Source organism: Enterococcus infantis, from assembly GCF_049166715.1.
Taxonomy (GTDB): domain Bacteria; phylum Bacillota; class Bacilli; order Lactobacillales; family Enterococcaceae; genus Enterococcus_C; species Enterococcus_C leclercqii.
Genome location: NZ_JBMHFB010000003.1, coordinates 91,938 through 104,230, shown reverse-complemented (window position 1 = coordinate 104,230; position 12,293 = coordinate 91,938). Strand labels below are relative to the sequence as shown.

Annotated in this window: 11 protein-coding genes; 3 read left to right on the top strand and 8 right to left on the bottom strand. The window is 46.9% G+C overall.

The window, feature by feature from the left end:
- The first annotated feature begins 79 nt into the window (after positions 1-79).
- On the top strand, positions 80-466 hold the full coding sequence (locus tag ACOMA8_RS04540; protein WP_421368862.1) for a hypothetical protein: 387 nt from the start codon (positions 80-82) through the stop codon (positions 464-466).
- Positions 467-769: 303 nt separating this feature from the next.
- Positions 770-1,183 carry a pyridoxamine 5'-phosphate oxidase family protein gene (locus tag ACOMA8_RS04535; RefSeq protein ID WP_161900339.1) on the top strand — a complete coding sequence of 138 codons (414 nt, stop codon included), beginning with the start codon at positions 770-772 and terminating at the stop codon, positions 1,181-1,183.
- Positions 1,184-1,328: 145 nt separating this feature from the next.
- Here the strand turns inward: ACOMA8_RS04535 and mprF are convergent, their stop codons facing one another.
- Entirely contained in the window at positions 1,329-3,908 is a 2,580-nt protein-coding gene (gene mprF / locus ACOMA8_RS04530) for a bifunctional lysylphosphatidylglycerol flippase/synthetase MprF (protein ID WP_421368860.1), read from the bottom strand.
- Positions 3,909-3,946: 38 nt separating this feature from the next.
- Entirely contained in the window at positions 3,947-4,132 is a 186-nt protein-coding gene (locus tag ACOMA8_RS04525) for a hypothetical protein (RefSeq protein WP_421368858.1), read from the bottom strand.
- 157 nt (positions 4,133-4,289) lie between these two features.
- Between ACOMA8_RS04525 and ACOMA8_RS04520 the strand changes: the two genes are divergently transcribed.
- Entirely contained in the window at positions 4,290-4,586 is a 297-nt protein-coding gene (locus ACOMA8_RS04520; protein ID WP_421368856.1) for a DUF2316 family protein, read from the top strand.
- A gap of 197 nt (positions 4,587-4,783) precedes the next feature.
- Here ACOMA8_RS04520 and ACOMA8_RS04515 read toward each other — a convergent pair whose 3' ends face one another.
- The 6 genes from ACOMA8_RS04515 to ACOMA8_RS04490 all read right to left on the bottom strand — a co-directional run bounded on the left by ACOMA8_RS04515 (position 4,784) and on the right by ACOMA8_RS04490 (position 12,287).
- Positions 4,784-5,692 carry a phosphotransferase gene (locus ACOMA8_RS04515; protein ID WP_421368854.1) on the bottom strand — a complete coding sequence of 303 codons (909 nt, stop codon included), beginning with the start codon at positions 5,690-5,692 and terminating at the stop codon, positions 4,784-4,786.
- A 268-nt stretch (positions 5,693-5,960) separates the two neighbouring features.
- Entirely contained in the window at positions 5,961-7,529 is a 1,569-nt protein-coding gene (gene rny, locus ACOMA8_RS04510; protein ID WP_161900344.1) for a ribonuclease Y, read from the bottom strand.
- A 477-nt stretch (positions 7,530-8,006) separates the two neighbouring features.
- Complete coding sequence (recA, locus tag ACOMA8_RS04505; protein ID WP_161900345.1) at positions 8,007-9,056, bottom strand: recombinase RecA; 1,050 nt, start codon at positions 9,054-9,056, stop codon at positions 8,007-8,009.
- A 186-nt stretch (positions 9,057-9,242) separates the two neighbouring features.
- A complete protein-coding gene (locus ACOMA8_RS04500; protein WP_421368852.1) occupies positions 9,243-10,490 on the bottom strand; it encodes a competence/damage-inducible protein A in 1,248 nt (415 codons plus the stop codon).
- Positions 10,491-10,699: 209 nt separating this feature from the next.
- On the bottom strand, positions 10,700-11,278 hold the full coding sequence (gene pgsA / locus ACOMA8_RS04495; protein WP_161900347.1) for a CDP-diacylglycerol--glycerol-3-phosphate 3-phosphatidyltransferase: 579 nt from the start codon (positions 11,276-11,278) through the stop codon (positions 10,700-10,702).
- Positions 11,279-11,351: 73 nt separating this feature from the next.
- A complete protein-coding gene (locus ACOMA8_RS04490) occupies positions 11,352-12,287 on the bottom strand; it encodes a helix-turn-helix domain-containing protein (protein ID WP_161900348.1) in 936 nt (311 codons plus the stop codon).
- Positions 12,288-12,293: the final 6 nt, after the last annotated feature.

Here is a 12,293-nt window from a genome sequence, read left to right as displayed (position 1 = left end):
GGTCTTGGCCATTGCTCTAAGTAGTGGCACATCCACCCTGACCAGTCACCACTCCCGAAAAGAAGAGGAGGTCCACCCCATGCAGATTATCTTTCCCCCGCTAGTAGAAGAAGGCTATCGCTACTGTCGACAACAAGGAATTGTGACCACCAAACAGGAAGTCTTTTTGGAGTTGGTGGCTAAAGGGATTTTGAAAGAAAATGGTGATCCCACCGCAGCTGCATTATCCGCCGGTTACGTGGCTGACTTTACCGAGGTGCCTCAGATGACCTTTGCTGAATTTTTAGCAGTGTATCCTGTATTTCAACGGTATCCGGTTGAACATTTTACTCAGTTGGACGGCTTCTGGGAAATCGATCGCGACCTATTAAAGACCTTACAACAGGAGCTGGATGCAAATTACCTGACTGCTGATGAAGAGCTGCAATTGGCCGCCTTTTTGGAAGACCGGCTGCTGGCAGATTGATAGGAAGCTCCCTGCTCCCTAGTAATAGGCCTGTTTTCAGACTGTCTACAAAGGAAACAAACCAAATAAGATCAAGCAAAAGCTGGCCGGCCTCCATTAAAAAAGATTGGAAGCGGACCGGCTTTTATTGACTAAACATTTCAAATGCCGACCTTCCTTGAACACAGGGAAGCGAATCTTCCCACAAGGAAACAAACCATTACCCTTTTTTCTGCAATAGGATTATAATACTTACGAAAAGTTAGTTTGCGATTCCACTGGAGTACAGCGCCAATCGCCGGATATGGAAAGGAAATGGTAACAATGACTGTCACACTCACCGAAGATATGAAAAATATGATTGCTGCCCAACTGAGCTTTATCGCAACAGTGGACGAAGCTGGGCATCCTCAGATTGGCCCCAAAGGAACGCTGCGGGTCTTAGATGATACTCATCTGATTTATAACGAACACACAGGCAAACAAGCTTGGCACAATGTTGAAGCCAACCATAAAGTCGTTGTCGCTACCGTTGATCACGCTGCTTTCAAAGGCTATCGCTTCGAAGGTCTTGCTGAAGTTCATCAAGCAGATGCCATTTATGAGGAAGCTGTGACCTTTGCAGCCGGCCATCACGTACCAAAACCCGTGGCTGCTGTCGTGATTGACTTAGAACGCATCTACAAATTGGATGCTGGTCCTAATGCCGGTGACCTTTTGGAAGGAACTGCCTATTAATCACCAGTTAAGGACAAAATAAATACCTTCCTCTAATTTGAAAAAAACGTCAGGATCTGCCGCAGTTTTGCTGCGGTGATGCCTGACGTTTTTGTTTTTCATTTGCTAAAAAATCAGCAGATTCAGGATCGAATGAATGACGTGTTCACAAGCTGCTGCGTTCTTCCAAGGCCTCTTCCACCAGAGTTGGCCCTTTGCTGCGACCACGTCCTATTAATGCTAACAGCTGTCCGGCAGCTAAGTAGAAATTGGACCCCTTTCCGTATGCAAAGTAGCATCCTTCCCAATAGCTGGCAAAGGGCTTTTTGCCACGAAAATTTTCCTGAAACTCATAAAACGCGTTGCCGTAATTGTAGATGACATTCATCACCCGTTCTTGGAAGAAAGATGACGGCGCGTCCCCCACATGAGCCAATGGCGCCATCCCAATATCGCAATAGTGATAGCCGTCCTTTTCCCATTGAAGCATCATATTTAGTACCAGATAGTTGGCCACATCCTGATCCATATCTTCTCCCAAACGCAATAAGTCATAGGAAACCCATTCGTTACAAATCGGCTGTTGGGTAGCAAAGGCCACGATTTTGTTCTGCTGATTGCGTACGAGCCCGACTGGTGTAGCCAAAATATAATCCACATCAAAGCGACCACTGGCAAAGAATTTCTCACGTTGCCCTGCCAGCCATTCGTCACTCACTCGCTCCAATTCCTGCAACAGCTCGACTGGCAGCTGCCGATAATAGGTGAAGTGATAGCCTTGCGTCGATGCTTTGCGGTAGCTATCTGCCCGCAAGAAATCTGGCAACGGCCCCGTGAAATCGACAGTTCCCGACTCCCCGATTTTGGTAAATTCAAAGCCCAAATCATGAAGCAATACCACGTAGGCTTCACTGATCCGATAAAAGGCCAGCTGGTACCCCAACAAATCCGCATCCTTCAAAAAGGCTCGTGTCGCCTGCCGAAAATAGGCTGTGTCACCAATGGGATCTCCCAGTACAAAACAGCGATTGCCTTTGAATTGGAAGCCAAATGCTACTTTGTCCTCGCCATCTTCCTGATAATAATACATCTGATAGCCTGCCAGCCGCAGCTTATGGCTAGAGCGGGTGCCACCATAGCGGTTAAGAAGCTCATTGAAACGCTGCGTCTCAAACTCTTCACCCACCCGCAGATCTGTTTGTGAAAGATATTGTTGCAGCCCGAAAAGCACCAGTAATGAGAGGGCCAAGCCAATCAAGCCGGCGAACCAGACATCTTCAGACGGAAACAAGATGAAATTGCCCAGCATTTCATTGTTCCACCATTGTCCGCGATGAAATCCCGCCACGGCATACACGATCAACAAGGTGCCAAACAAGCAGCCATCAAAAATCAAGGCTCCCCAAGAGTAGACAAACTTCTCGCGATAGAACTCTTTACGAGCCAACCAGACTGCCAATAAAATCAGGCAGTACACGACAAATAGTCGCGCCGACCGGGTTCTGGTGATGGTATTCATGATTCCAAATACCAGTACAGCGATAGTGGGCAGATACGCTCTTTTGACCTTCGCGTAGAGGGCCCGTGCCAAACCCAGCAGTAAAAAGCCCACCAGTAAGTTCAATGTCTGATCCAGAAAATCAAAAGAAAATGGCAATAGCACCTTGAAAATCTGACTGACTGCCGACAAATTACGCACCGTCGACAACAGCACCATCATAATTCCACCAAAGTAAACCGCCAAAATGACAATAAAATGAGCCGCCTTTTGCAGCATGATACGAGGCAGATTGTCAAAAAAGCGGTTCAACCTCACACTGCTGCGGGTCAAAAAGAGTACCAGCCCAGAAACAAAAGGCACTAGATAATAAAACAGACGGTAATACAATAGCCAAACCACTGTCTGGTTTTGGGAAAAGCCCAGATTGCTCATTCCTAAAATCATCATGACATCAAAGGTACCCATCCCACCGGGTACCATCGTCAGCATCCCAATCAAAGTCGCAATCAAAAACATCGGATAAACATCCGTTACAGCAAACTGCAGCTCCATCAGACGACCAATTGCCAAAAAGACTGCCAGCGCACCACTCCATTGACAAAAAGAAGTTGCCACCAGCTGCAAGACGCCTTTAGGAAACAAATCGGCAAACAACCGCCTGCGCCGTAGATAAGCCAATACCAACAGACCTGGCGCCAAAACACTTCCAATCGTCAGCCAGAGCCAGTAACTGCGAAACTCCGGATGCCACCCGAAACCATAGACTTGCACCGCTAAAATCAATGACCAAACTGAGAGGCCGCTCACCATAAACAGCGCCACTTTTGAGACTGTCGCCAAAACTTGCTTACGATCGATATCTTTGCCGTAAAAATTTGCCCGTAAACTAGCTCCTACGATTCCACCAAACCCGGCTAGATTGTTGATGGTATTGGTGGTCCAAGCCGAAACAAAAAAATCACTCCAGCGCATTTTAGGCTTGCCCTTTTTCTCCAATGTTCTTACGGTTACCCAGTCGTAGCCCAGCATTGGCAGTACCCCAACAAGCCCCAAAATCGCCATTAGCAGCAAGGTAGGTTTTGCTTGTTGATCCATTGTTTCCTTGACTTCCTGCCAACTCATGCCGTGAGCGATATTGATCACTTGGTTAGCGACAAAGATCAAGATTGAACCGAAAAACAACAACCTCAACAGCAGGCTATGTTTTTTTATCCAATCTGAGAATGTATGAAGCATTGTTTTCATGGAGACCCCTCCGAAACTATTATGTACGTATCTATGATTTAAATGTTACTTGATATTATAGCATTTGCCAAACTAAAATCCCCTGAACCGGAAAGAAACGGAAATTTTGCCTTTTTGGCAGGCAAGGTGTACCATGTAGCAATTGAAACTGTGAGCAATTCAACTGGTTTTTGGCTGCTGATTGTTGGCAAACACTTGGCATCGTCAGTATCTTTTTGTCGCAAAGGTAGCCACCTCGCCGCTGAGTTTATCTTCAAGTCCAGACTCAGTGTAATTTAGAAGTAAGGCGTAGGTGCACTTGTGCAACCGAAGATTAAGAAATTTTTTTGAACGCTTTTTCGAACGAACATTGCCACAACTATCTGATTGGAGGAAGCCGTTATGTCATTGACCAAACAGCAACAAACAGACACCATCGCTGAATTTAACGAAAACATACGCCGCTTGGGGCAACCATTGACCACTATTGCTGTAGCACTTCATACCACCCCGGAAACAATCGCAGCTGTCGCTCAGCTAAACGCTCGCCACATCGAGGACCCCTGGATCTTGCGCAACTATTTATTGGACCAACTACACATCGCAAACATCCCGCATCAACCATTTACTGCCTTAATCGGAGACTATCGTGACTATTGGTTTTTGGATTCACAGCGGATTGCCCGGGGTCATTTATGATAAACTAAGAAAAACAATCCTGCCGCTTTGTTCGGCAAGATCTGTCCGTCAAAGCAAAAGACAAGTCACTTCCATTAAAAATCCGTGGAAGTGACTTGTTTTTTCATCATTAAAATTTCAAATGCTGACTACTCTTGATTTCATCAAAGCTAGTAGCGTCATTCACCCAATGGGATAAGAAAGGACTGCTGCGGTTCTTAGGCTTCCAACTCCGCTACCAACTTACAAAGTCTTCTGTAGCACTGCTGCTCTAATGGGGTCTGCAACTCATCATCAATGATTTGAGGCAAATGCCACAATGCCAGCAAATACTGAAATAGCCATTCCGCTTTCAGATCCATCCAAAACTCACCAGAACGACGCTGGGACTTAATCGTTGAAGATAAGCCTTGATAGAATGCCGCTATTGCCCGCCTGCCGTCTATCTCAGAAATCGGATATCCGCCTGTCACCTCTTTTGAAAAGCCCGTAAATGCCAAAAATCGAGCAAGATCAGCTACATAAGTCCCCCTTCGACCATAGCCCCAATCAATCAAACAGACCTCATCTTTTCGCCACAGAACATTGATTGGCAACAAGTCATCATTGGTGAATGTCAGTGGCATTTGGCACCGACGCTTTTTGTATGCAGCCAATCCACGGGCAGCGATTGAATGTGGTAGCAGCTTCTGCTCTAAACGTTCAAAAACTGATGAAATCGGATCTGCAGGAGGTTCGTTCATTGCAACTCCCGCATTCACTATAGTGGCCAAAGCTTCACCAAAGACCTCAAATATCCGCCCCGAGGCACTGCGCATGTCCTCGCCTTCAAAAAAGCTGAGCAGCAGCCACTTCTCATCAGTCGCATCTGCCACCACCCTTTGCAATACAGGGACTGCCAAATGTTGTTGATCTGTGAAGTGCGTCATCTTTTGCAACTGTTGATAAGCGGCAATCTCATTTGCTTCAGCTCGCTTAAAAATTTGCCGGTGACCCGCTTCATCAATCAAAAATACCTGATAGGTTTTGTCTAAAATATTATCAGAGAACTGTTGGATTCTCGCTTCATTACTGAATCCGCCTAGCTTACGAATCTTCGAAAAATCCTGTGTTCCGGTACTCCCCATCTTGCCTCTCTCCTCCATGAATGGACGTCTGTTTATTCCCCTGCGATTAGAAAATCCTGCCACGCTCTCCTTCATCAAAACAGTGCTGTCTTCAGATTATCTGAATTTTTGCGATACATTCTCATCAGTCGTTCTTACTGGCCATTATACTATGCACTGCTAGCAAAAATCCTCATAAACCAAAGCCCTTTTTACAGCAGCTGTCACCAATTTCTCTTCTACAACAAAAAGCCACTGACAACCGGAGCTGTCAGTGGTTTTCTTTGCTTTATTTGGCGTAGTCGACTGCGCGGGTTTCCCGGATAACAGTGACCTTGATGTGGCCTGGATAATCCAAATCGTCTTCGATCTTTTTGCGGATATCCCGAACCAGACGGGCAGCGTCCAAATCGGAAATTTCTTCCGGTTTGACCATGACCCGAACTTCGCGGCCGGCTTGGACGGCGAAACTGGATTCGACGCCAGCAAAACTGTTGGAAATATTTTCCAAGTTTTCCAGACGACGGATATAATTTTCCAAAGATTCGCTGCGGGCGCCCGGACGAGCTGCCGACAGTGCATCTGCAGCTGCCACCAATACGCTGATGACAGAAGTTGCTTCTACGTCACCATGGTGAGAAGCGATGGCATTGATTACCACCGGATTTTCTTTGTACTTGGCAGCCAATTCGGCGCCGATTTCCACGTGGGAGCCTTCGATCTCATGATCCAATGCTTTCCCGATGTCGTGCAAAAGACCTGCTCGTTTAGCCAACTGAATATCTTCACCCAGTTCAGCAGCCAAGACACCAGTCAATTTTGCAACTTCGATGGAGTGGTTCAATACATTTTGACCGTAACTGGTTCTGAAACGCAAGCGTCCCAAAATCTTGATCAAATCCGGATGCAGCGTGTGGGCGCCCACTTCAAAGGCCGCTTGTTCGCCATACTCCCGAATGCGTTCATCCATTTCCTTGCGAGATTTTTCCACCATCTCTTCAATACGGGCCGGATGAATCCGACCGTCTTGAATCAATTTCTCCAAAGTCATACGAGCAATTTCCCGACGAATCGGGTCAAAGCCTGACAAGACGACTGCTTCCGGGGTATCATCGATGATCAAATCGATACCGGTCAAAGTTTCCAAAGTACGGATGTTGCGGCCTTCACGACCGATAATCCGACCTTTCATTTCATCATTTGGCAAGGAGACTACAGATACCGTATTTTCAGAGACCGAATCAGCAGCACAGCGCTGGATTGCCAGTGACAGCAGGTTTTTCGCCTTGCGGTCAGCTTCTTCCTTCGCCCGTTGCTCGGATTCTTTCACCATCAGCGTCAGCTCATGGTTCAGCTCCTCTTCCGTCGATTTCATGATAATCTCTTTTGCATCATCGCGGGATAATCCAGCGACACGTTCCAATTCTTGCTGTTGATCCCCGATCAGTTTTTCGACTTCTTTTTCTCGCTCGTCAATTAATTGCTGTTTAGAACTAAGTGTTCGCTCACGATCTTCCAAGGAGTGCTCGCGCTTTTCGATGGAATCGTCTTTACGATCCAACATCTGCTCCCGCTGCAGTAAGCGATTCTCTTGTGATTTGATTTCGAGCTTGCTTTCCTTCAACTCACTTTCGATTTCTGCACGATACTTCTGGTTTTCTTCCTTAGCTTCCAACAATGCTTCTTTTTTCAGAGTTTCCGCATCTCTTTGCGCAGTCTGGAGAATACCTTGCGCTGAGTTTTGCGCGCCGGCCAGTTCTTCAGCATGTTCTTTTTCATGCTTGTTCTTGGCAACGACAAATCCTGCTAAAAGACCAACAATTAAACCGATGATAGCGAGGAGAATATAAAGTCCCATTAAATCCACCTCCGTACTATCGTATTTAGTTATTCTTGTAGTTTTTTGATAAACTTTTTTAAATGACATTATCAACATGCCTACATTCGCATGCGTGCAAAGTGCACAACTTTATTCTAATGTTTGTAAAGGGGACTGTCAACTTTTTAAAGGGGAAAAGGCGCCGGCTGAACCCACGGAAAACCTTGTTATTTCAGATATTTTACTGAAAAGAAACACCCCTGTTTACAACCCTTATTGCAGCACGATTTCATTCTTAAAAAAAGAATTAAAGAGACAAATTTAAAGGTGCAATCCCTCGCTTCATCCAACTAAAAAAGTTCGTTTTTTTAATTCTATAAAAAGATAGCCCTTGTCATTTTTGCTATTACTGACAGATTGTATGATTCCTGACAGTCCTTTTTCTCTCCAATCACGAGATTAAAAAAACACCCACCAACAATAAGCTGGCCGGTGTCAATAGAGGCTAAATTATGATTATTCTTCGTCCAATAGCAGTTCTTCTTGTCCTTCAGGATCTTCGGCAACGATTGCGGCTTCTCCGATTCCGTAGGCTGCTCGAACCAATTGGTTGAGTTCTTCTTTGAGCTCAGGATGGTCTTTGATGTAGTTCTTCGCGTTGTCGCGGCCTTGACCAATCCGATCGCCTTTGTAGGCATACCAAGCACCACTCTTGTCCACGATATCTTTTTCCACTGCCATATCCAAGAGCTCACCTTCTTGAGAAATTCCCAAGCCGTACATGATGTCGACTTCAGCAATTTTGAAAGGCGGTGCAACCTTATTTTTTACAACTTTGATCTTGGTTCGGTTCCCGATAATATCGGTACCAGATTTCAGTTGTTCCGCACGGCGCACTTCCAAACGAATCGTTGCGTAGAATTTCAACGCACGCCCCCCAGGAGTCGTTTCCGGATTACCAAACATGATCCCGACTTTTTCACGAATCTGGTTGATGAAAACAGCAATTGTTTTGGTTTTATTGATGGAACCGGACAACTTGCGCAATGCCTGAGACATCAGACGTGCCTGCAACCCTACGTGGGCATCCCCCATCTCACCATCAATTTCCGCCCGTGGAACCAAGGCGGCTACTGAGTCGATGACGACGATGTCCACTGCACCACTGGATACCAAGGCATCAGCGATTTCCAAGCCTTGTTCACCGGTGTCTGGCTGTGACAACAGCAATTCGTCAATATTCACACCCAATTTTTGGGCGTACAAAGGATCCAACGCATGCTCGGCATCGATAAAAGCTGCCGTCCCGCCTTCTTGTTGGACCGAAGCAATCGCATGCAGCGCGACTGTCGTCTTACCAGAGCTTTCCGGGCCGTAAACTTCAACAATCCGGCCACGGGGATAGCCGCCAACACCTAAAGCTACGTCCAAAGCCAATGAACCACTTGGAATGGTTGAAACTCGCTGATCAACCTTTTCTCCCAGTTTCATGACGGCACCTTTACCGTAACTCTTTTCGATTTTTTTCAATGCAGCATCTAAGGCTGCTTTACGATCGTCTGCCAAATGATGATCCTCCTTAAAGTGTCTATCCTCAAAGCGAAAGTCGGTCTCAAACTGCGCCTGGCCGCCTTCGTTTTCTGTCTACCATTACGTTTAATGTACTCTTATGATAGCTTTTCCCATCTAAAATTGCAAGAAAAAGCGAACATATTTTCGCATTTCTTTAAATTACTTTTTTGCTGATAATTCTCAGCCTTCAGACAACAATGCCCGACGTAACAGATCCAATCCCGCCATGACTGCACTGTGACGGACATAGGCCCGATCCCGGGTGAAGTGATACAACCGACTTTCCACCTCGCCGGCTTGCGCCAATGCCAGCCACACGGTTCCCGCTGATTGTCCTTCCAATTCCTCCGGTCCGGCAACTCCGGTAAAACTCACGCCAAAATCAGCGCCAGCTTTTTCACAGGCTGCCAAAGCCATCGCCTCCGCACATTCGCGGCTGACAGTACCATATTTTGCCACGAGCTCCGGCGAGATTCCTAAAAAGCGTTCCTTCGTGTCCGCGCCATAGGTCACAAAGCCACCGGCAAAGACTTCAGACACCCCCGGCACATTGCCCAATGTTGCCTGAAACAGCCCACAAGTCAGGCTTTCGGCTGCGGTCACTGTTTTGTGCTTCTCTTTCAGTAACGCCACCACCACCTTCTCCAGACTGTTTTCCTCCCCGTAACCGTAAAAATAAGCCCCGACTTTGTTCATAATTTGTGCTTCGGTTTCTGCCAGCAGACGTTCGCCTGCTGCCTCATCGTTGGTTTTGACTGTCAATCGTACCGTCACTTCATTTGGCTTGGCATAAGGAGCAATAGTGGGGTTTGACTGGTTGTCAATCAATTCAGCCAGCTCGGTCACTAACTTGGATTCTCCGATACCGTAAAAGCGCAACACGCGCGACAACAAGTGTTCATGCTGTGGCAATTGACGGGCTAAAAGCGGCTTGGCATGGTGTAAAAACATCGGCTTCAATTCACTGGGAGGTCCCGGTAAAAGAAGATACGCCGTTTGTTGCGGCTTTTGGTAAAAAATTCCCACAGCTAAGCCGGTTTCATTCGGCAATGCTTCGCCGTGTTCAAAAACCAGTACCTGCCGCAAATTATTAGGCGTCATCGGTCGCAGCGCTTTTGCAAAAAAGGCTTCCAAATTGGCCAAACCCGCCGCATCTTGTACCAAGTCTTCGCCGACAAATTCCGCGGTGACATCTTTGGTCAAATCATCCGTCGTTGGGCCTAACCCGCCACACAACACAACCAGATCACTGCGCGACTCGGCAGTTTGTAAAAGCTGCATTAACCGTTCCCGATTGTCCCCCACCACACTGTGATGGTACACTTCAAAACCCATTCCAGCCAATTCCTCAGATAAAAATGTCGCATTGGTATTGGTAATCTGCCCCAATAAGATCTCGGTTCCTACCGCAATGATTTCTGCTTTCACTTGTCTACAGCTCCTTTTTTTATCTGTTCTGCCTGTCACACTCAGCAGAACATCGCAGCTAAAGTATAGCATAGCTGCGCTTTTTTCCCGCAGAAGGTCCTTCGCTGCAGACGCTTTTCTTTCAAAAAATTCACAGCTCTAAAAACAGCAAAAGCGCTGCTCATAATAATTGAGCAGCGCTTGATTTGATAAAGTGACTACCGCTTCTCTTACATAGAGCCTTTGAAAACGGCGGTATTTTTGGCGAAATAATCGACCCCTGAGTAAATCGTAAAGATCAAGCAAGCGTACAGCATAATCTGATCCAGTGGCAGGCCCATCAAACCAAAAGGAATATTGTTGATGAACAATAAGATGATTGCTACCATCTGAGTTGCTGTTTTGACTTTTCCCGGCCAAGCAGCTGCCATCACTTCCCCGTGTTCGACAAGTAACAAGCGCAGGCCGGTTACTGCCAACTCACGGCAGACGATAATTGCTACGACCCAAGCCGGTGCTTTGCCAAGTTCAACCAGCATGATAAATGCCGTCATCACCAACATTTTGTCTGCCAAAGGATCGGCAAACTTACCGAAATTGGTCACCAGGCCGCGGGAACGGGCAATTTTTCCGTCTAGCCAATCAGTGATACTAGCCACAGCAAAGATGACAGCTGCCACCAGATGTGTGACTGCCAGACTCGTGTCGCCGACAGTTAATGTGCCCCAATCCAGCGGCAGCGCCAGGATTAGGATAAAGACTGGAATCATACAGATGCGGATCACAGTCAGTTTATTTGGAAGATTCAATGGGAAATACCTCTTCTCTTTTTTATTGTATCTATGGTGCAGAAAAAATGAGTTACTGATTTTTCAAAAAGACCTACTGTTGGGTGTTGCTTCCAGCAGCTTCTTGGTACGCCACCGTCAAATTGATGGTTTTTCGCAAGGCTTGCATGCCTGCTTCCGTAAAGAGCAGGTCATGGTCGTTGACTTTGATTGCAATATTGGCGCTAGCCCCCAAAATAATGCTGGCTTCGGTGGTCCCTTCTGGTAAGGTGGTGGATTGTGCCTCGTTGGCTTGCAAGGTGTACTGATAAACGTACCCGCCATTGACAATCACCCCTACCCAGCAAGGGCCCGTTGCCTGACCTTGAAAATCCAATTTTAAAGGTGCTTTTGCATCGTTGATCTGGACATTCGCCACTTCTTGGGTATTGCTGATCATCTCCATGCTCATGACTTTTTCAGCCGGTGCGCTAGAAGATTCAGTGGTACTTTCCTGTGGAGCAGGCTTAGAAGAACTCGCTTCCGCAGCTTTTGATTCTGTTGTGGAGGATTCTTTTGGTTTATCCACCACTACCGAAGACCCCGGATCCGTCAAAATCGGATCAGAATTACGGTCTTGAATCGTCTGCCAGGCCACGACCCCAATGATCGTAATTGCCACCAAGCTGAAAAAAATCACCGGCAACAGACGCACCACCGGACTTCCGGTTTTCTCCTCGACATGGAGGGCTTTGCGCGAGCCTTGCACCGTTTCCGGCTGCGGACGTTTTGGTGGCGGCGGTGTCAAACTTTCTTTGCCGTCCAAGACATCAACCAGCCGATCGCCATCTTCGCCGACAGCCTGGGCATATTGGCGCACAAATGCCCGCACATAAAATGTACCGGGCAATGAGTCAAAATCATCATTTTCAATTGCTTCTAGGTAGCGGCGTTGGATCTTAGTGATCTGTTGCAGCTCATCTAGAGACATGTTTTTATTCAAACGGGCCTGCCGCAGTCGCTGGCCGACAGTCGTTGCAACGTTTTCCACGTAGTC